This window comes from Streptomyces sp. NPDC091377 (assembly GCF_044757045.1).
In the GTDB taxonomy this organism is placed as follows: Bacteria; Actinomycetota; Actinomycetes; order Streptomycetales; family Streptomycetaceae; genus Streptomyces.
On sequence record NZ_JBIVUE010000002.1, the window covers coordinates 623609 to 644032 of the forward strand.

At 71.0% G+C, this 20424-nt stretch carries 14 protein-coding genes, 3 tRNA genes and 1 pseudogene; 11 read left to right on the top strand and 7 right to left on the bottom strand.

What is annotated here, in order from left to right; translation table 11 throughout:
• Positions 1–187: 187 nt before the first annotated feature.
• Positions 188–931, top strand: a complete 744-nt coding sequence (locus ACIQNG_RS06815) for a hypothetical protein (RefSeq protein ID WP_401482920.1) — start codon at positions 188–190, stop codon at positions 929–931.
• A tRNA-Lys gene (locus ACIQNG_RS06820) sits at positions 922–995 on the top strand. Before ACIQNG_RS06815 ends, ACIQNG_RS06820 begins: the two co-directional genes overlap by 10 nt.
• A gap of 71 nt (positions 996–1066) precedes the next feature.
• Here ACIQNG_RS06820 and ACIQNG_RS06825 read toward each other — a convergent pair.
• Positions 1067–2344, bottom strand: coding sequence for a M6 family metalloprotease domain-containing protein (locus tag ACIQNG_RS06825; RefSeq protein ID WP_401482921.1), 1278 nt, complete (start codon positions 2342–2344; stop codon positions 1067–1069).
• A gap of 333 nt (positions 2345–2677) precedes the next feature.
• On the opposite strand from ACIQNG_RS06825, the gene ACIQNG_RS06830 reads away from it, so the two are divergent.
• Positions 2678–4765 carry an EAL domain-containing protein gene (locus tag ACIQNG_RS06830; RefSeq protein WP_401482922.1) on the top strand — a complete coding sequence of 696 codons (2088 nt, stop codon included), beginning with the start codon at positions 2678–2680 and terminating at the stop codon, positions 4763–4765.
• Here ACIQNG_RS06830 and ACIQNG_RS06835 read toward each other — a convergent pair.
• A complete protein-coding gene (locus ACIQNG_RS06835; protein ID WP_401433325.1) occupies positions 4744–5832 on the bottom strand; it encodes an LLM class flavin-dependent oxidoreductase in 1089 nt (362 codons plus the stop codon). The two genes, ACIQNG_RS06830 and ACIQNG_RS06835, sit on opposite strands and share 22 nt — an antisense overlap.
• A gap of 299 nt (positions 5833–6131) precedes the next feature.
• Complete coding sequence (locus tag ACIQNG_RS06840; RefSeq protein ID WP_401433328.1) at positions 6132–6785, bottom strand: decarboxylase; 654 nt, start codon at positions 6783–6785, stop codon at positions 6132–6134.
• A 259-nt stretch (positions 6786–7044) separates the two neighbouring features.
• Here ACIQNG_RS06840 and ehuB point away from each other — a divergent pair, with 259 nt between their 5' ends.
• From ehuB to ACIQNG_RS06865, 5 genes are all read left to right on the top strand, one after another.
• Positions 7045–7941 carry an ectoine/hydroxyectoine ABC transporter substrate-binding protein EhuB gene (gene ehuB, locus ACIQNG_RS06845; protein ID WP_401482923.1) on the top strand — a complete coding sequence of 299 codons (897 nt, stop codon included), beginning with the start codon at positions 7045–7047 and terminating at the stop codon, positions 7939–7941.
• 15 nt (positions 7942–7956) lie between these two features.
• A complete protein-coding gene (ehuC, locus tag ACIQNG_RS06850) occupies positions 7957–8685 on the top strand; it encodes an ectoine/hydroxyectoine ABC transporter permease subunit EhuC (protein ID WP_401482924.1) in 729 nt (242 codons plus the stop codon).
• On the top strand, positions 8682–9326 hold the full coding sequence (ehuD, locus tag ACIQNG_RS06855) for an ectoine/hydroxyectoine ABC transporter permease subunit EhuD (protein WP_401433335.1): 645 nt from the start codon (positions 8682–8684) through the stop codon (positions 9324–9326). The genes ehuC and ehuD overlap by 4 nt, the downstream gene beginning before the upstream one ends.
• Positions 9316–10176 (top strand): ectoine/hydroxyectoine ABC transporter ATP-binding protein EhuA, encoded by an 861-nt coding sequence (gene ehuA / locus ACIQNG_RS06860; protein ID WP_401482925.1) that lies wholly within the window; start codon positions 9316–9318, stop codon positions 10174–10176. Before ehuD ends, ehuA begins: the two co-directional genes overlap by 11 nt.
• Before the next feature lie 231 nt (positions 10177–10407).
• Positions 10408–10481: transfer RNA gene (locus tag ACIQNG_RS06865), tRNA-Lys, on the top strand.
• On the opposite strand, the pseudogene ACIQNG_RS06870 reads toward ACIQNG_RS06865, so the two are convergent.
• The 4 genes and pseudogenes from ACIQNG_RS06870 to ACIQNG_RS06885 form a co-directional block, all read right to left on the bottom strand.
• A pseudogene (locus ACIQNG_RS06870) lies at positions 10447–12236 on the bottom strand (AMP-binding protein). The gene ACIQNG_RS06865 and the pseudogene ACIQNG_RS06870 sit on opposite strands and share 35 nt — an antisense overlap.
• Before the next feature lie 135 nt (positions 12237–12371).
• Entirely contained in the window at positions 12372–12977 is a 606-nt protein-coding gene (locus tag ACIQNG_RS06875; protein ID WP_401433337.1) for a lytic polysaccharide monooxygenase, read from the bottom strand.
• Between the two features lie 171 nt (positions 12978–13148).
• A complete protein-coding gene (locus ACIQNG_RS06880) occupies positions 13149–14321 on the bottom strand; it encodes an SPFH domain-containing protein (protein WP_401482926.1) in 1173 nt (390 codons plus the stop codon).
• Between the two features lie 168 nt (positions 14322–14489).
• Positions 14490–15884, bottom strand: a complete 1395-nt coding sequence (locus tag ACIQNG_RS06885; RefSeq protein WP_401482927.1) for a peptidoglycan-binding protein — start codon at positions 15882–15884, stop codon at positions 14490–14492.
• Between the two features lie 217 nt (positions 15885–16101).
• On the opposite strand from ACIQNG_RS06885, the gene ACIQNG_RS06890 reads away from it, so the two are divergent.
• From ACIQNG_RS06890 to ACIQNG_RS06900, 3 genes are all read left to right on the top strand, one after another.
• A tRNA-Lys gene (locus ACIQNG_RS06890) sits at positions 16102–16175 on the top strand.
• Between the two features lie 263 nt (positions 16176–16438).
• A complete protein-coding gene (locus tag ACIQNG_RS06895; protein WP_401482928.1) occupies positions 16439–18448 on the top strand; it encodes a glycosyltransferase family 2 protein in 2010 nt (669 codons plus the stop codon).
• Positions 18445–20382: a galactose oxidase-like domain-containing protein gene (locus ACIQNG_RS06900; RefSeq protein ID WP_401482929.1), complete on the top strand. Its 1938-nt coding sequence runs from the start codon at positions 18445–18447 to the stop codon at positions 20380–20382. The genes ACIQNG_RS06895 and ACIQNG_RS06900 overlap by 4 nt, the downstream gene beginning before the upstream one ends.
• The last annotated feature ends 42 nt before the right edge of the window (positions 20383–20424 follow it).

A 20424-nucleotide genomic window follows, 5' to 3' on the forward strand; every position in this document is an offset into this window, starting at 1 on the left:
AGCGGAGCCGGGGTGATCCAGGTTGGGTCGAGTCGGTTCGGGGCTACGGGGATCCGGGGCGGTTCGTCTCCCGAGGAGGTCGTCTGGCATATGCCGGGTGGGCAAGATACCCCCTCACCCGGACTCCTGTCCCGGATTTCGGAAACCCAGCGGAACTGATTGCTTACACCAGGTAGATCTGGACCCCATGAGCAGCGCCGGGAATGAACCTTTCTCCACAGCCCCCACCACCATCTTCGCCGCCTTCCCCGCACCCCCGTTCTCCGCCGACGCCACCGACATCGAGGTCTCAGGCGTCTCCGGGGTCGGCGGAGTCGCCGGTGTCACCGCGGACGGCGCCGCCTGGCTCGCCTCCGCCGGAACCTATCCGCGCAGCACCCTCGCCCACTGGGAGGAGCGCCCGGACGCCCCCGTCGTCCTGCCCTGCGGCACGGCCTTCGACGTCGTCAGCGCGCCCGCGATCTTCGGACGGCGGATGCTGGACCAGCTCTGGGACGAGGGGCCCGGCTCGGGCCCGGTCGCCGTGTTCCGGGGCCGCGTCCTGCTCTTCGCCGCCTCCGGCACCGCCCAGCGGCTGCCCTCGCTGCTGCACTGGGAGGAGTGGGGCGCCCGCGCCGGCGACTCCCGGCCCCCCGGCGCCGGCCACCGAGCCGACGACGACTGCGGTGGCCGTACCGGAGGGATCCCGCCGCTGCTCTGTCACGGCACCGGCGACGCCGTGACGGTCCCCGCACTCACCGGCACCGACAGTTGCGGCGAGCCCTTCGACAACCGCTGGCTCGTCGCCCCGGACACCCGTCACCCCTGGCTGCCGGGGCCGGAGGTGCTGCTCTGGGCCGCCGTCCAGGCCGCCCGCGCCGCCGTACGGATATCGATTTCTCGTCCCCAGGACCAGGGTGCTAAGGTCTACGACGTCAGCAGGCGCCGCTAGCTCAGTTGGTTAGAGCAGCTGACTCTTAATCAGCGGGTCCGGGGTTCGAGTCCCTGGCGGCGCACGGTGACGATGGCGAGACGGGTTCATGGACAACGTGAACCGTCTCGCCATTGTTGTGTTCGCACCTCCCCCTCAGACGGGTTCCGTCCGCGCCGGGGTGATCTTCAGGGTCCAGGCGCCCGATGCCGTGCGGCCCTGCACCTCCACGCGGACCTGGTCGTCGGGGACCGTGAAGCTCTCGCCCAGTTCGACGGGGGCGTCCGCCAGCGGGGGGTAGACCGAGTGGCGCCAGCACGCCTCGGTGCCGGGGTGGGCGTCGACGACCTGGACGGGCCCGGTGCCGGACGGGGCGGTGGCCCGGACACGGTAGACGAGGACGCCCTGGCGGCAGGTCGAGCTGTCGTTGCCGACGGCGCCCCGCGCCTCGAAGGCGAGGGCCGAGTCGGGGCCGGTGCGGACCACCGCGAGCTTGGCGCCGCGGCCGGTACCGAAGGCGGGGGCGCCCGCCGCGCCCGCGGCCGGGGCGTCCGGGCCCGCGCCGAGGGACTCCAGGGTCAGCCGCGCGGGCCCGCTGCCCGGCACGCACACCACCTGGCGGTCCTCCAGCCAGCCCAGCTTCCACTTGTGCCAGGCGAAGAGGTCCGGGGCGAGTCCGAACTGGCTGCCCATCAGATCCCAGTCCCCCACATGGGTGTCCCAGTCACCACGGCCGTCCTCGGGGCGGTGGTACAGGTCCGGCAGATCGAAGACATGGCCCGTCTCATGGGCCAGGACAAGACGGTCCGGCGGGTGCTGCTCGAAGACCGTGACGACCCGGCGGATGTCCGTGCCGTCGGCCCGCAGCGGAGTATCCAGGTTCACCACCTTCGTCGCGTCGGAGTCCACACCCGGCGCGTCCGGATCGGCGACGAAGTAGACGACGTCGTAGCGCGAGAAGTCCACCTCGGCGTCGGCCGCGGCAAGTGCGTCCCGCAGATAGGCGGCGCGGTGGGAGGCGTTCCAGTCACGCTGCATGGCGTACGCCGTGGAAGGGCGCGGCATACGGATCCAGTGCTTGCCGGGGTGGGCGCGGAGCGTGAAGCGGCCGTAGGAGGCGCGGGCGAAGAAGTCCGTGGTGGCGGGGAAGTGATCGGCGGTCAGCTGGGCCGGGGTGGTCCGCGGGGCCGCGTCCGGGAAGGAGAGGAAGACCATCACCGCGTCAAGGGCGCGGGTCGGCCGCGGATAGCCGGCGTTCCAGGTGTCGAGACCCTCGGAGTGATGCGCCTCGGTGCGGGTGAGCGCACAGGGTGAGGCGGCGAAGGGCTCGGCGATGGAGGGGGCGGTGATGAAGGAGGTGGCGGCGACGGCCGACATGGTGGTGAACACGGCCGCGGCGCTGCGAAGTCGGGGGCGCGGAAGCGGACGCGGCACAGGGACCTCCGGATGCGGAACATGGGACACCGCATCCAGCCTGTGGGACTTTCATGTTTTATGCCCTGTTTGTCTGCCCCGGATGAGTGAGGAGACGGTCACCTCGGCTCGATCGACACCCCCGGAATGTTCACGGTCCGTCACAATCGGTCGGTGATTGTGGAAACCGGTCCTCGCACGGGCAGAAACGATCTGTCAGGACAGTGAGGCGGTCGGCGACACTGGACAGTGGCTGGAAGGGCCGGGGACCAACCTCTATGATCGGCACACTTTCCTGACACTTTCCTGCCCGGACAGAGATCGAGCGGATCGAGTGCACTGCGGGAGCGAGCGGTGAGCGGAACGTCCGAAGGGCCGACGCCCGCGGCAGACCTCATCCGGCCGGCCGTCACAGAGCGTGAGAACCAAGCGGCGCGTCGTGCCGGAGGGGGGCCCGGGGAGCCCGAGAAGAACGGGAAGCCCGAGAAGAACGGAGAGGTGCCGGGGAACAGTCGAGTGGTGCCGGGGAACAGCAAAGAGGCGTCAGGGAACGGTCGGAAGACTTCGGGAAGCGACACAGAGGCGCCGGGGAACGGTCGAGAGGTTCCCGGGAACGGCGCGGAGGCGTCCGGGAACGGCGCGGAGACGTCCGGGAACGGCGGAGCGGCGTCGGGGCGCGGGCGTCGGAGTGCCGCCCACCCCTATCTGTCGGCGTTCGAGTCCGCGCCGCTCGCGATGGCGGTGGTGGACCGCGACGGACAGGTCACGGTCGCCAACGAGGCGTTCGGCGAACTGCTGGGCACCACCTCCGAACGGCTGACCGGGCGGGTCGCCGCCGAGTTGTTCGATCTGACCTCCGACGCCCGCACCTGGCACTCCTACCGCGAGGTGCTGCGCGGCCGACAGGCGCGACTGCGCTGCACCCGCCGCATCAAGCACCCCGACGACGGACACGCCGTATGGGTCCAGCTCACCGTGGCGCCGCTGCCCGGCAAGCCGCGCACGGTCCTGCTGTCCGCCGGGGACATCAGCGCCCGGCGGGAACTCCAGGCCCGGCTGCGGCACTTGCAGATGCACGACGCGGTGACCCGGCTGCCCAACCGCACACTGTTCTTCGAGCGGCTCACCGCCGCCCTGGAGGCGGAGCCGGAGGTGACCGGCGGCACCGGGCGGATCGGGCTGTGCTACCTGGACCTCGACGGCTTCAAGGCCATCAACGACACCCTCGGCCACCGGGTCGGGGACCGGCTGCTCGGCGCTGTCGCCGAGCGGCTGACCCGCTGCGCGGACCTGGCGGGGGTCACCCGGGCCAGCGCGCCGCTGGTCGCCCGGCTCGGCGGCGACGAGTTCGCGCTGATGGTGGAGGACTCCACCGGCACCGAGCAACTCGCCGACCTCGCCGAGTCGGTGCTCACCGCGCTCCAGGCCCCGTTCGACCTCGCCGGGCGGCGGCTGTCGGTGTCGGCGTCGATCGGGGTGGTGGAGCGGCTCGCCGCCGGGACCACCGCGACCGGGCTGATGCAGGCCGCCGACACCACGCTGTACTGGGCGAAGGCCGACGGCAAGGACCGCTGGACCCTCTTCGACCCGGAGCGCAACGCCCACCGGATGACCCGTCAGGCACTGGCCTCCACCCTGCGGCCCGCCATCGAGCGCGGTGAGTTCGTGCTGGAGTACCAGCCGCTGGTCGGGATGGCCGACGGCAGGCTGAGCGGGGTGGAGGCGCTGGTGCGCTGGAACCATCCGCAGTTCGGCATGCTGACGCCGAATCGCTTCATCACCCTGGCCGAGGAGGACGGCGCGATCGTGCCGCTGGGCCGCTGGGTGCTGGCCACCGCCTGCCGCCAGGCCCGGCGCTGGCAGCTCGACCACCCCGACGAGGAGCCCATCTTCGTCAGCGTCAACGTGGCCGTGCGCCAGGTCTGGGACTCCGACCTGGTCGCCGATGTGGCGCGGATCCTCGCCGAGACCCAACTCGCCCCGCATCTGCTGCAACTGGAGCTGACCGAGTCCGCCGTCATGGGCTCCTCGGGCCGCCCGCTCCAGGCCCTTCAGGCCCTCAGCGACATGGGCGTACGCATCGCCATCGACGACTTCGGCACCGGCTACTCCAACCTCGCCTATCTGAGCCGGCTACCGGTGTCGACGCTGAAGCTGGACGGGTCGTTCGTCCGGGGCTTCCAGTACGACGACCGGGAGGCCGGGGCCGCGGCGGGGACCAACCCGGCCGACGAGGTGGTGGTCGAGGCGATGATCCAGCTCGCGCACCGGCTGGGGCTGACCGTGACCGCCGAGTGCGTGGAGACCTCGGCGCAGGCCGGGCGGCTGCGGCGGATCGGGTGCGACACCGGACAGGGCTGGCTGTACTCGCGCCCGGTGTCGCCAGATCGTATCTCCGAGCTGCTGGCCTGTCCGAGCGGTCAGGCCGTCGGGAAACCGTAGGCGTCGGCGATCAGCTCGTACGACCTCAGCCGTACGGCGCCGGTGTGGGCGTTGGCGGTGAGCATCAGCTCGTCGGCGCCGGTGCGCTTGTGGAGGTCGTCGAGCCCGGCCACCACCTCGTCGGGGGTGCCGTGCACGACATCGGCGTTCCAGGAGTCCAGGAACTCCTGCTCCATGGGGCTGAAGACATGGGCCGCGGCCTCCTCCGGGGTGGGGACGAGCCCCGGGCGGCCGGTGCGCAGCCGGACCATGCTCAGGGCGGCGGCCCGTACCTGGCGGCGGGCCTCGGCCGGGTCCTCGGTGGCGAGCGCGGAGACGCCGATGAGGGCGTAGGGCTCGGCCAGCAGGGCGGAGGGCCGGAAGGTGTCGCGGTACAGGTCCAGGGCGGGGATCGTGTTCCGGGAGGAGAAGTGGTGGGCGAAGGCGAACGGCAGACCCAGCAGCGCGGCCAGCCGGGCGCTGAAGCCGGAGGAGCCGAGCAGCCAGATCGGCGGGCGGTGCGGGGATTGGACGCCGCCGGGTGAGGTGGCCTGGACCGGGCCGGGGACGGCGTGGATCCGGCGGTAGGGGTGGCCGTCGGGGAAGTCGTCGTCCAGGAAGCGGGTCAGTTCGGCGAGCTGCTGGGGGAAGTCGTCGGCGCCCTCGTTGAGGGTGTCGCTGCGGCGCAGGGCCGCGGCGGTGGCGCCGTCCGTGCCGGGGGCGCGGCCGAGGCCGAGGTCGATGCGGCCGGGGGCCATCGCCTCCAGCGTGCCGAACTGCTCCGCGATGACCAGGGGGGCGTGGTTGGGGAGCATGACGCCGCCGGAGCCGAGGCGGATGCGGGTGGTGTGGGCGGCGAGGTGGGCCAGGATCACCGCCGGGGAGGTGCTGGCGACGCCGGGCATGGAGTGGTGCTCGGCGACCCAGTAGCGGTGGAAGTGGCGGGTCTCCGCGAGGCGGGCGAGGTGGACGCTGGTGGTGAGGGCGTCCGTGGCGGTGGTGCCGGCGCCGACGGTTGCCAGGTCCAGGACGGAGAGGGGGACGGGGGCGGTTCCTTGTGTGGTGCCGTGGATGTCTTGTGCCGCCACCGGGGGCCTCCTGCGGGGTATGTGTGCCTTGAGCTGGCCGCTCCTTTAACGGGGAGTGTCTCCGGTTTATTCCCCTGGAGGGGAGGGGGTGGGGGGTGGGGGTGGGCCTGGCCGGTGGGGAGGGTGCGGGTGCGGGTGGGTGGGGGCTTGTCGCGCAGTTCCCCGCGCCCCTGGGGAGGTGGCCTGGGCGGCGGCTGAGAGTGCGGGTGAGTGAGGGCTCTGTGCGCGGTTCCCCGCGCCCCTGGGGAGGGTGCGGGTGGGTGGGGGCCTTCGCGCGGTTCCCCGCGCCCCCTGGGGCGTCAGACCTGGACGATTGGTTCTCTGGTGAAGAGGGATCCCAGTTTGGGGGCGTTCACCCTTCTGTCGGTCAGGCGCAGGGCCTCCCAGACGGTGGCCTGGCTGGCGGTGAGGACCGGTTTGCCGAGGGCGTCCTCCAGGGAGTGGAGGTGGGCCGCCGTCCGCAGGGAGGGGTCCGGGAACAGCACGGCCTGGGCGTCGGGGGTGTCGGCGTCCCGGGCCAGGGCCAGCAGATCGTCCCCGGCGCCCGCGTGGACCCGGGTCACCTCCAGGCCGCATTCGCCGAGGAACGTGGTGACCGCGTCCGTCTCCGACTCGCCGGACGTCGCCGCGAGTGCCAGCCTGGTCACTCCGAGTTCCTTGGCGGCGTGGACGAAGGCGAAGGAGGTGGAGGAGGCGGGCATACCGGTGATGAGGGCCAGGGCACGGACCTGCTCGTGGGCGGTGCGCAGATCGGGGGCGGGGGCGCCGCCGACGCGTACGACGGCCTCCGCGCCGGTCAGCCTCAGCTGTTCGCCGGTGACGGCGAGCCGCTCGGGGTCGGCGGGATCGGTGCGGACCACGTCGAGGCGGATGTCGCTGCCCAGCAGCTGCTCGATACGGGGATAGTCGTCCTCCGCGGTGTGGCCCGGATAGAGGAAACCGAGTGCGGTCATGTCCAGCCTTCCTGCTGCGCTTCGGGAGCCGTGGGGAGAAGCCTCCACCGGGCGGGTACCCGCGCGGCGCCGTATCGCTCCGGGTGTCACCTGGTTGGCAGAGACCGATGGGTTGTCAGAGACCGACGGAATCGGGAAGGTCTCGTTCCAGTCACTTTTCCGTCACATCAGTCGATGATCGCGCATAACCCTCGGTCACCGGGCAGGAGGGAGAACTGGTCGCGACCGGTTCGCAGGCACGACATCTGGAGGCACGTCCATGTCTACATTCCCGCACCTGTCCCGCAGGGGTTTCCTCACGAGAACGGCCGTCGTCGGGGGCGCGATCGCCGTGCCCGGAGTGCTGACCGCGTGCAGCAAGACCGAGGGGGGCGGCGCGCCGGCGGGTCTGGACAAGCTGAAGGAGCAGGGCTACGTCCGGGTGGCCTACGCCAACGAGGCGCCGTACGGCTACGAGGAGGACGGGCAGCTCAAGGGCGAGGCGCCCACGCTGCACCGGGAGATCTTCAAGGCGCTCGGGGTCGATGAGCTGCGGCCCGCCTTCTCCGAGTGGGACGGGCTGATTCCCGGCTTGCAGGCGGGGAAGTACGACGTCATCAGCGCCGGCATGGCGATCATCCCGGAGCGCTGCGAGAAGGCGCTGTTCTCCGAGCCCGAGTTCATCTCGCCGACCGCGCTGATGGTGAAGAAGGGCAACCCGAAGAAGATCACCGATCTGGCCGCGGCCAAGGAGGCGGGAGTGACCATCGGAGTGATGTCGGGCGCGGTGGAGAAGGGCTACGCGACCGGCGCCGGGATCTCCGAGGACGACATCAAGACCTTGCAGAAGCCGCAGGACGGGGCCGACGCGGTCAAGGCCGGCCGGATCGACGCGTTCCTGCTGACCGGTATCTCGCTGAACTGGCTCGCGAAGAACAACAGCGGCCTGGAGGTGACCGAGTCCTTCGTGCCCGAGGTGGACGGGGTCAAGCAGTACAGCCCCGGCGGGGCCGTGTTCCGGCAGGGCAGCGAGGATCTGCGGGACGCCTTCAACCGCGAGCTGAAGAAGATCACCTCGGACTCGGGGCGGTACGTCCAGCTGATCGGCGAGTACGGTTTCGGCGAGGACACCATCCCGCCGGCCGATCTGAAGACCGCCGACCTGTGCAAGGCGTGACGGGACACCGCCGGCATGGGTGACTTCCTCTCGTACTTCTTCGACCATATGCCCGACGTCTGGTCGGGCCTCGGGGTCACGGTCTCGGCCACCCTGATGGGCTCGGCCGTCGCCCTGGTCCTCGCCTTCGTCCTCGGTTTCATGGCGGACAGCCGCCTGGTCCTGGTGCGCGGCACCGCCCGGGTGGTCGTGGAGTTCTTCCGCGGCACCTCGCTGTACGTCCAGCTCTTCTGGCTCTACTACGCCCTGCCCATCCTCACCGGCTACGAGCTGTCCCCGCTGTTCTGCGGTGTGGTGGCCTTCGGCATCAACTACGGGGCGTACGGCTCCGAGGTGGTGCGCGGCGGGCTGAACGCCGTACCGACGGCCCAGCGGGAGGCGGCCGTCGCGCTGAACATGACCCCGGCCCAGCGGATGTGGCGGGTGATCCTGCCGCAGGCGTGGCCGCAGATGATCCCGTCCTTCACCAATCTGCTGATCCAGCTGCTGAAGTGCACCCCGCTGCTGTGGCTGATCTCGGCGGCCGATCTGACGACCGTGGTGCAGCAGATGCGCGACCGCACCGGTGAGTCGTCCGCCGCGTATCTGACCCTGCTGGTCATGTACTTCGTGCTGGCCTACACCCTCACCCTGCTGATGAACGCCCTGGAGCGGCACGCGAAGGCACGGCTGACCGGGCGCACGAAGAAGCCCCGGCCGCTGCGCGTGGAGAAGGCCGGCGCGACGACGGGAGGGGCGCGGTGAACTACAACTGGGACTGGGACGCCGTACGCGAGTCGCTGCCGCTGCTGTGGGAGGGCTTCCAGACGACGCTGCTGGCCACCGTGCTCGGCACGCTGGTCGCCGCCGTCCTCGGGCTGGTGGTGGCGGTCGCCGGACGGGCTCCGACCCGGCTGGTGACGGTGCCGGTCAAGGCCGTCATGGAGTTCGTGCGGTCCACCCCGCTGCTGGTGCAGCTGGTGGGGGCGTACGCGGTGTTCAACACCGTCGACGCGCTGACCATCGGCGTCGCCGTGCTCGGCATCCACTACGCCACCTACATGTCGGAGGTCTACCGGGCCGGTATCGACGGTGTGCCGAAGGGCCAGTGGGAGGCGTGCCGCGCGCTGTCGATGTCGCCGTGGCGGACCTGGCAGGCGGTGATCCTGCCGCAGGCGGTGCGCAATGTGCTGCCCGCGCTCGGGAACTACGCGATCTCCATGTTCAAGGAGACGCCGTTCCTGGCCGTGATCACGGTGACCGAGCTGGTCGCCGAGGCCCGGGAGTTCGGGGCCTACAACTTCGCGTACGTCGAGACCTTCACCCTCGCCGGCCTGATCTTCCTGCTGGCGAGCTATCCGACCTCGCTTCTGATGAGAAAGCTGGAGAAGCGCCTTGGACACTGATCCGTTGCAGAAGACAGCCCTGACCGAGAACCAGGGGACGGACCCGGCCGACGCGGCCGTACCGGCGTCCGGCGCCGCCCCGGTGAGCCATCTGGTGGAGTTCGACCAGGTCGTCAAGAAGTTCGGCGACCAGGTGGTGCTCGACCATCTGGACTTCACCGTAGAGCGCGGACAGCATGTGACGCTGATCGGGCCGAGCGGCTCGGGCAAGACCACGATCCTGCGGCTGCTGATGACCCTGGAGCAGGTGACCTCCGGGACCATCACCGTGGACGGCACCCCGCTCTCCCACATGCCGGGACCGAACGGCACCCTCAAGCCCGCGACCGAGAAGTACCAGCGTGAGCCGCGCAAAAAGATCGGGATGGTCTTCCAGCAGTTCAATCTGTTCCCCAACATGAACGTCCTGCGGAACATCACCGAGGCCCCGGTCAATGTGCTCGGCATGGAGCGCGCCGAGGCCGAGGAGCGGGCCCGGGAGCTGCTGGACCTGGTCGGTCTGGGGGACAAGGTCACCGCGCATCCCACCCAGCTCTCCGGCGGACAGCAGCAGCGGGTGGCGATCGCCCGCGCGCTGGCCATGCGCCCGGAGATCCTGCTGCTGGACGAGGTGACCTCGGCGCTGGACCCGGAGCTGGTGGCCGGGGTGCTGGACGTGCTGCGGGACATCGCCCGGAGCACGGAGATCACCATGCTGTGTGTGACCCATGAGATGAGCTTCGCCAAGGACATCTCGGACCGGGTCCTGATGTTCGACGCGGGCCGGGTGATCGAGTCGGGCCCGCCGGAGAAGATCTTCGGCGACCCGGAGCACGAGCGGACCCGGTCGTTCCTGGGCGCGGTGCTGTGACGAGGGCCGGCGCGGAAGTGGAAACGGGCGCGGGAGCAGGGGCGGGGGCGCGGGCGGGGGTGTTCTGAGGCGCGGTGCCGTCACCGCGGTGGGGCCGGCCGGCCCGGGTCCGAGCGGTCGGGGCGCCGCCCTCCCACCCGTGCGCCGGTGGTCCTGAGCACGGTCGGGAAGCGGGTAGTATTTTCTTCGTCGCCGCCGCGGGAGCAGCATCACGCGGTCGGCGCGAGTCATGCGCCGCTAGCTCAGTTGGTTAGAGCAGCTGACTCTTAATCAGCGGGTCCGGGGTTCGAGTCCCTGGCGGCGCACCGAGAAGGGCCTCTCGTGGGAGCGGGAGGCCCTTCGGCGTAGGCGCGGGCGTCCGCCTCGGTCAGCCGCCGGTACGACAGCCCGCCCGCGCCCTTCTCCCCCGGCTCTCCCGGCTCCCCTGGCTCTACCGGCTCCTCCGGCTCTCCCGGCTCCCCTGGCTCTACCGGCTCCTCCGGCTCTCCCGGCTCTCCTCGTTCTCTCGTCTCCCCCACCGGGCGCCACCACACCGGGTCGGCGCACCGGAAGCCCTCCTCGCGCAGTGCGGCGCGGCGGATCTTGTGGGTGGCGGTGACCGGCATCGACTCCACCACCCGGACGAACCGGGGCGCCATCTTGGTGCCGAGGTCCGGCTGGGCGGCGAGGAAGCGGGCGAATCCCGCCGGCTCGAAGCGCCCGGCGATCGTGGCCATGACCTGGTCGCCGGTGACCGGGTCCGGCACCGCGTACACGGCGACGGCGTCCGCGCCCTCGTACCGGGCGAGGATGTTCTCGATCATCGCGGCGGACAGGTTCTCGCTGTCGACGCGCAGCCGGTCGCCCGCGCGGCCCGCGAAGTAGAGGTAGCCGTCGCCGTCGCGGTAGAAGAGGTCGCCGGTCCAGTACCAGCCGGATCTGCGGCGCTCGGCCTCGGCGGCGGGGTTGCGCCAGTAGCCCTCGAAGGGGTTCGGGGCGCGGTTGACCAGCTCTCCTATGGCCGCGTCCCCGTTCAGCAGCCGTCCGTGCGGGTCGAGGACGCCGGGCGGGCACTCGGCGCCGGTCTCCCGGTCCAGGACGACGAGGCCGGGGGTCGCCGGGCCGACCGCGCCCGCCGGGGTCCCGGGCCTCCACTGCACCGCCGCGCCGCCCTCGCTCGACCCGTACCCCTCCACCAGCCGTACCCCGAACCGCTCCCGGAACGCCGCCGCGTCCACCGCCCCGGCCTCGGTGCCGAAGCCCAGCCGGAGCCGGTGGTCACGGTCGTCGGGGCGGGGCCCGGTGGCGAGGACGTACTGGACGGCCCGGCCCACATAGGTGAAGTAGGTGGCGCCGCTGGCCCGGACGTCCGGCAGGAACCCGGAGGCGGAGAAGCGGCGGCGCAGGGCGACGCGGGCGCCGGTGGTGAGGGCGGGGGCCCAGTCGGCGATCACCGCGTTGCCGTGGAACATCGGCATGCAGACGTAGTGGACGTCGTCGGGGCCGAGGCCGAAGTGCCCGGCGAGCGAGTGGCCCGCGGCGGCGAGCCGGCCCTGGGTGCACACGGTGGCCTTGGGGGCGCCGGTCGAGCCGGAGGTGAAGGTGAGCAGCAGCCGGTCGCCCGGGGCGGCGCGCGAGTCGTCCGGTACGGCCCCGGCGTACGGCGCGAGCAGATCGTCGTAGGCCGGGGTGCCGGTGACCAGGAGGCGGCCGCCGGGCAGGTCCAGGCCGGAGAGCAGGGGCAGGTGGGCCGGTTCGGTGACCAGGATCCGGCACTCGGTGTGCAGAATGTCGCGTACGAGTTCGGGGCCCCTGCGGGTGGGGTTGATCCCGGCGACGGCGGCCGAGGCGAGGGCGGCGGCGCTGAGCCAGAGGGGGTACTCGGGGGTGTTGTCGAGCAGCACCCCGAGGTGCGGTACGGCGTCCGGCGGCAGCAGGTCGGCCAGGAGCGCGGCCCGCGCGGCGGCGCCGGAGGCGATCTGGTGATGGGTCAGGGTCCGGTTCTCGTACCACAGTCCGGGCCGGTGGTCGCCCCATCGCGCGCGGACGAGCGCGGCGACGGTGGCGGGGGTGGGCTCCATGAGGGCGCACGGTAACTGACATGGCGTCAGATGTGGAGGGTCCCGTACGCCCTCACCCGCGGCGGCGGGCCGGGCCCCCGCGCACCGGACCTGGCCGGCCGGCGCCGGTGCGCGGAGGTGTGGTCCGCGCCCGCGTCAGAAGGTGACGTCCGAGCAGGCGTAGAAGGCGTTCTGGGTGTCGGCGATCGTCCAGACCGCCACGATGACATGGCGTCCGCTCAGACCCGAGGGGATGGTGCCGCTGTGGGACAGGGTCTGCGGCGGGCGCTGGCCGTTGTACGGGACGGTGAAGAACGGCGTGAGGTTGAGGTCGGACCGGGCCAGGTTGTGGTTCTGGTTCCAGCCCGGCTTGGTGATGTAGTACTTGAAGTCGGTCGTGGCGTGCATGGCGGTGAACTGCCAGCGGAACGTGTAGCTCTGACCGCCGTTGACCTTGGTCGTGGGCCACTGTGCGCCGGACGGCGTACGGGGCGCGCTGAGCGGGGCGAAGCCGGCGAGGCCGCCGTTGCAGATCGAGCCGTCGGCCGGACCGGACGCCGGGAAGCCCTTGCGGCCCTCGACGCTCTGCGGCTCCCACTGGATGGCACCGCATCCGGACACGCCGCCGTTCTGGCAGAGCTTCTGACGGCTGATCGGTGAGTCGGTGTAGCCGTGGCTGGACGCGGCACCGGAGGAGAGCACAAGGGCTCCGGTGGTCGCCAGTCCCACCGCGGCGGCGGAAATCTTGGTCCTGGTGCGCATATCTGCCGCTCCTCGGAACGTGGGGGAGGTTCAGTGAGACGTGCAGGTCTAGACCAAGCTTTAATGTATGGCCGTTAGTTGAACATGTCCATACCAACCGCAGAACCGGCCATTCCGCCCTCCGTGGCCCCCCGCGGCCCCCCGCGGCCCTCCGCGGCCCCCCGCACGCGCTCAGTGCGCGGTGTCCCCCGCCCGTCCCGAGCAGAACGCCACCGTCAAGTCCCGTACCAGCACCTTCCGTTCGTAGTCGTCCAGCTCGACCAGACCGCGCATGGTCAGCCGGGTCACCGTGTCCTCGACCGAGTCCACCACCGAGGTGAGCATGGTCGCCCGCTGCTGCGCGTCCAGCGCGGCGATCCGGCGCCGGTGCATCGCGGCGGCCACCTCCGGCGCGTACTCCACCCGCACCGGCTGCACCGAGTACACCTCCACCCCCACCGCCGCCGCGTCCGCCGCCACCAGCCGGGTCAGCGTCTCCCCCGCCGCCGCGACCGACGACCGCGCCCCGCCCGGCGGCTCCACCGGGACCCTGACCAGCGCCGCCTCCACACACTCCCGCACATATCCCTCGTGGTCCTCGACGCCCAGCACGGCCCGCGCGGTGTCCCGCACCCGCCACACCACCAGCACCACCACCCGCAGCGCGACCCCGCTGCCGTCGGCCGCCGGCATCGGCTCACTGCGCCAGTGCCGCAGCCGTACGTCCACCCCGCGGCGCAGCAGCAGCGGGTTCACCCACATCAGACCGGTGCGCCGGACCGTCCCCCGGTAGCGGCCGAACAGGCCCAGCACCCAGGCCCGGCCGGTGCGCCCGCGCGCCAGCCCGCCGAAGCCGAACAGACCGAGCGCGCCCGCCCCCGCGTACGCCGCCCACTGCGCCGGACCGAGGCCCGCGCCGACGGTCGCGGGCAGTCCGAGCGCCGCCTGTGCGAGCGGCGGCAGGACCCCCGCCCACCACGAGGTCGCCACACATCCGGCCGCCCCGCCGAACCCGGCCGCCACCCCCGCCGAGGCGGGCAGCACCCGCGCCGGGCACTCCCCCAGCTCCGGGTCCACCTGCGCCACCGGCCGCGCCCGCGCGGGCATCGGACGCCGGGTGCGGGGCTGCTCACCGGTGCCCTGCCGGCGGTTCACCACCGCCGGGCGCAGCGGCACCGGCTGGGGGTCGGGTTCGTCCCGGAAGAGGAGATGCACCGGGATCTCGGTGGTGGCCTCGTTCTGGATCAGCCGGGGCATCGGGCGGACGGCCGCGGGGGCGGGACGGCCCCCCGTCGGGGCGGACGGCTCGGGGCCGCCGCCGGGCTCGGGGCGGGGTGAGGTGCTCGCGTCGGGATTCGTACTCATGGGTGCTTCCAGCCTCCGCGCCAGATGCTCATGACAGTGGGGGGTCGGGGGTGAGGGGGGAGGGGGGAGGGGTGAGGGGGGGTCGGGGGTGAGCGGGGTTCGGGGGTGAGCGGGGGGGGCCGGGAATGAGGGGGTGTTCGGGGGTGAGTGGGGGGCTGTTCGGGGGCGTCAGAGGAAGAGGCGGCGCCAGGTCTCCGGGCCCGGGTAGCCGTCGGCAGCCGCGCCGCGCCAGCCCTGCCGCTGCTGGAACGCGGCGACGGCACGGCGGTCCGACTCGCTCCAGCGCGGGCCGGGCCCGGTGCCGTAGAACCGGCCGTACCCCTTCTTCACCAGCCGTTTCCCCAGCTGGGTGACGTACGGGTTGTCCGCGCCGGGGCGGAACATCGCCGCGCCCGGGTACGCGGGCGCCCTCGGTGCGGCGGCGGGAACCGGGCCCGCCGCGGCGGCCGAGGGGATGTTCCGGCCCTTCCCGGTGACCAGCAGGTCCCAGGTCCGGGGCCCGGGGATGCCGTCGGCGGCGGTACCGGTCCAGCCCTGGGCCTGCTGGAACGCCTGGGTCGCCCGGCGGTCGGCGTCGCTCCAGCGCGGGCCGGGGCCCGTGGTGTAGAAACGCCCGCCGCCGCGCTTGACCAGCATCTGCCCGAGCTGGGTGACGTACGTGTTGTCGGCGCCCGGACCGAAGGAGGCCGCACCCGGGAACGGGGTCGTCGCGGGGTCCCCGGGCTTCGGGGCGCCCCCCGGCTTCGCGGTGACCGGATCCGTACCCCCGGAACCGCCGGTGCCCCCGGTGCCCTCGACGCCCCCGGAGCCCTCGCCGCTCTCGACGGCGACGCCCTTGTAGCGGTAGGGGACGTACCGGTCGGCGTTGGACCAGTAGGCGTAGGGCGTGCTCTGACTGCGGGCGTGCGGGCGGGTGGATTCGTAGGCCAGGTACTGCGTGCGGGCGGAGTCCGTCCAGCCGCCGAAAAGAGTGACGTGCGAGCCGTTCTCGGGATTCGCGGGATTGTGGAAGAGCAGCATGTCGCCGGGCTGGAGTTCCTCCTTGGAAATCTTCACCCCGTACTGATGGAGGGAGCCCGTCCATTCGTTGCCCGCCAGTTTCCAGGCCATCGAGACAAAGCCCGAGCAGTCCTGCCGGTAACCGTCGCTCCAGTAGGCCGACATGCTGTACGGCACCTTCGCGGCCACCCAGGTCTTGGCCCGGTCGATGATCTCCGTACGGGTGATCGAGCCGGGGGTGGGGGTCGTCTGGGGCACCGGGCGCCCGTCCCGGCCGTACAGCGGAGACTGGCCTCCCTGCGGGGTATCGGGCTCGCCACCTGCGGGAACGCCGGGACGGTCGGGGGCGTGGGGGGCGGCGACGGCGGGCAGGGAGCAGCCGGCGCCGAGTGCGGCCGAGGCCGCGGCGACGACCACCACGGCCCGGTGGACGCCCCGGCCGGGAAAGCCGAACGGGGGGAGGAGGGTCTGTGAGGAACGCGGCGGGGCGGACCTGCGTACCCGGCAATCGGGGCAGTCGCAGTCACCCGCCGGATCGATTTCCTCGAATACCGGAGACTCCATGCGATACGCCTCACACTTCTGTGGAAAATATCCGAGCCTGTGCACAGAGATCAGTTTCCCAACTGTCCGCCCGACGCGCATTCTGACGGTCCGAATGATGTACACGCCCCGCCCGACGGGCTTTCCGGAACCCCTCCGGACCCCCTTCCGGGCCCCGGGCCGCCGCCGGTGGTCGGGAGCACGTCCGCCGGTCCTGTAAAGTTTCCGAGGTCAGCAGGCGCCGCTAGCTCAGTTGGTTAGAGCAGCTGACTCTTAATCAGCGGGTCCGGGGTTCGAGTCCCTGGCGGCGCACGACACGGCAGGCCCCCTCCGGCGAGGGGGCCTGTTCCGTTTCCGGCACGGAGTGTCTTGCGATCAGATCACGTCCCGTTTCTGAACCGATGCCGAGAGGGGCATCATGCAACCGCAGGGGCGGTGTGCCATGTCTATAAGGTGTGGACGACGTGGTGACCGTGCCCACCACTGACACGCCTGTGACGGTCGAGGGGGACCCGCGCGGGCCGAAAAGCAACCGACATACACCCGGGGCGACCCACGTGTGGGGGGATGACGACATGACGTCGAGGCCGACGGGCGGACAGGACTCCGACCCGTCCCAGACCACTCAGCTCAGGGTGCCGTCGCACCGCACCGGCAACACCGGCGCCTTCCGCCGGATCAAGAAGACCCTGCCGCGGTACGACTACGAGCACTACAGCCGGCTCGCCGGGCCCCTCACCCAGCCGGACCCGAACAAACCGTACAAGGTCCAGTACCGGTCGCTGATCTCCCAGGAACCGCACCGGATACGCGTGGCGCTGATGCTCGCCGCCGCCCCGCTGCTCTCCCTGGTCCTGCTCGCCTGGCTGCTCCAGCCCGAGCACTGGACCGAACGCGACTACCCCGCCTACGACTTCCTGCCCGCGCTGGACGTCGTCATGCTGGTCTCGATCGGTCTGATCGAGTTCTTCCGCTGTATGAACGTGCTGTCCAACGCGCACGCCACCCTCGTCGCCCGCGACCCCGTCCCGGTGGTGCCCGAGACCGGCACCCGGGTCGCCTTCCTCACCTCCTTCGTGCCCGGCAAGGAACCGCTGGAGATGGTGACCAAGACCCTGGAGGCGGCGGTCAAGCTCCGTCACCGGGGTCTGATGCACGTCTGGCTGCTGGACGAGGGCGACGACCCGGACGTCAAGGAGGTGTGCGCCCGCCTCGGAGTGCACCACTTCTCCCGCAAGGGCGTCGCCAAGTGGAACCAGGCCAAGGGCCCGCACCGCGCCAAGACCAAGCACGGCAACTACAACGCCTGGCTGGAGGCGCACGGCGACGGCTACGACTTCTTCGCCTCCGTCGACACCGACCACGTGCCGATGGCGAACTACCTGGAGCGGATGCTCGGCTTCTTCCGCGACCCGGACGTCGGCTTCGTCATCGGCCCGCAGGTCTACGGCAACTACGACTCCTTCGTCACCAAGGCCGCCGAGTCCCAGCAGTTCCTCTTCCACGCCCTGATCCAGCGCGCCGGCAACAAGTACGGCTCCCCGATGTTCGTCGGCACCTCCAACGCCGTACGGATCCGGGCGCTCAAGCAGATCGGCGGGCTGTACGACTCGATCACCGAGGACATGGCGACCGGGTTCGAGATCCACCGCGCCAAGAACCCGGCGACCGGCAACAAGTGGCGCTCGGTCTACACCCCCGACGTGCTCGCCGTCGGCGAGGGCCCGAGCGCCTGGACGGACTTCTTCACCCAGCAGATGCGCTGGTCCCGGGGCACGTACGAGACGATCCTCAAGCAGTACTGGAAGGGCTGGTACTCGCTGCCGCCGAGCAAGCTCTTCAACTACACCATGATGATCATCTTCTACCCGATGTCGGCCCTCAACTGGATCCTGGCGGCGCTGAGCTGCGCCCTGTTCCTGGGGCTGGGCGCCTCGGGTGTGAACATCGACCCGGTGGTCTGGCTGATGCTCTACGGCAACGCCTCGGCCCTCCAGATCGGCCTGTACGTCTGGAACCGCCGCCACAATGTGTCGCCGCACGAGCCGGAGGGCTCCGGCGGGGTGGCCGGCATGGTGATGTCCGCGCTGTCCGCCCCGCTGTACGCGAAGGCGCTGATCGACTCGGTGCTGCGGCGCAAGAGCAAGTTCGTGGTGACGCCGAAGGGCGACTCGGCCAGCCCCGACCGCTGGTTCGGGACCTTCCGCTACCACTGGTACTTCATCCTGATCTTCGGCGCCTCGATCGGGGCCGGGTTCGCCTTCGGCCATGCGCACCCCGCGATGATCATCTGGGGCACCTTCGCCATGCTGATCACCGCGACGCCGATCTTCGCGTGGCGGTGGTCGCTGCGGGAGGAGAAGAAGAAGCCCGCCGGGCCGGGGGCGCTCCCGCCGCAGCAGCAGCCGCAGCCGTTGCCCACGGCCACGGCGGCGGGGCCCGCCGGAGCACACACCCCGCAGTCGCGGCCCACCTGGGCCGGGGCCGGTCAGCCACCGGGCGGACCGGGCCGGGACGCGGGCGGCGGAGGGAACGACCAGACCATGAAAATCGCCCTGGGTGGACTTGGGGGACGTAAGGAATGAAGGACCGTGCAGGCCGCCGTCGAGCCCGTCGACTCGCGATAGGCACGGCGGTGGTACTCGCGCTGGCCGGGATGAACGGTCCGTGGCTCTACCGCTTCGGGACCGAGAAATACCACCAGTACCAGATCAACCGACCGGAGTACAAAGCCGACAACGGCAAGTGGGAGATCGTCGAATTCCCCGACGAGTACAAGCAGAACACCATTCACGCGGCGCTGCTGCGGACCGGGAAGGTGCTGCTGGTCGCCGGGTCGGGGAACGATCAGGACAACTTCGACGCGAAGAAGTTCGACACCCGGATCTGGGACCCGGTCAAGGGCACGATCAAGAAGGTGCCGACCCCCACCGACCTGTTCTGCACGGGGCATACGCAACTCGGCAACGGCAATCTGCTGATCGCGGGCGGCACCAAGCGGTACGAGAAGCTCAAGGGTGATGTCACCAAGGCCGGCGGCCTGATGATCGTCCACAACGAGAACCCGGACAAGCCGATCACCCTGCCCGCGGGCACCAAGTTCTCCGGCAAGGAGAACGGCAAGACGTTCGTCTCCAAGGACCCGGTCCTGGTGCCGCGGGCCGAGAAGGTCTTCGACCCGGTGACAGGCGCGTTCCTGCGCAACGACCCGGGGGTCGGCCGGATCTACGTCGAGGCGCAGAAGAGCGGCGCCAGGTACGAGACCGGCACCCAGGACAACTACCGGGTGCAGGGCCTCGGCGGCGCCGACACGCGCAACACGTACGGGATCGCCGAGAAACTCGCCCTGGACAAGAAGGACTTCCAGGGCATCCGCGATGCCTTCGAATTCGATCCGGTCGCCGAGAAGTACATCAAGGTCGACCCGATGAACGAGGCCCGCTGGTATCCGACGCTCACCACACTGAGCGACGGAAAGGTGCTGAGCGTCTCCGGCCTCGACGACATCGGCCAGTTGGTGCCGGGCAAGAACGAGGTCTACGACCCCGAGACCCAGAGCTGGGAGTACACCGAGCAGGTCCGGCAGTTCCCGACCTATCCCGCGCTGTTCCTGATGCAGAACGGGAAGATCTTCTACTCGGGCGCGAACGCCGGGTACGGGCCGGACGACGTGGGGCGCGACCCGGGCATCTGGGATGTGGACACGAACAAGTTCACCAAGGTGCCCGGCATGAGCGACGCCAACATGCTGGAGACCGCGAACAGTGTGCTGCTGCCGCCGGCGCAGGACGAGAAGTACATGGTGATCGGTGGCGGCGGGGTCGGTGAGTCCCGGCTGGCCAGCGAGAAGACCCGGATCGCCGACCTCAAGGCCGACGACCCAAAGTTCGTGGACGGGCCGTCGCTGGAGAAGGGGACGCGCTATCCGATGGCGTCCGTGCTGCCGGACGACAGCGTGCTGATCTCCGGTGGCTCCGAGGACTACCGGGGCCGGGGCGCCACCGACATCCTCCAGGCCCACAGGTACGACGCGCGGTCCGGCACCATGGACCGGGTCGCCGATCCGCTGGTGGGACGCAACTACCACTCCGGGTCGATCCTGCTGCCCGACGGGCGGGTGATGTTCTTCGGCTCCGACTCGCTCTACGCGGACAAGGCGAACTCCAAGCCCGGTGAGTTCGAGCAGCGGATCGAGATCTACACCCCGCCGTATCTGTACCAGGGGGCGCAGCCGGCGCTGTCCGGGGGGCCGGACAGCATCGAGCGGGGGGAGTCGGGGACGTTCACGTCCAAGGACGCGGCGTCCCTGAAGACCGCGCGGCTCATCCGCCCCAGCGCCTCGACCCATGTCACCGACGTGGACCAGCGGTCCATCGCGCTGGACATGGAGGTGGAGGGGGACAAGGTGACGGTGACCGTGCCGGAGAGCCGGAATCTGGTGCAGGCCGGCTGGTACATGCTGTTCGTCACCGACGAGCGGGGGACGCCCAGCAAGGCGCAGTGGGTGCGGGTTCCCTGACCCGGACCCGCCTCACCCCATGAGAACGCTCCCGCGGCCGAC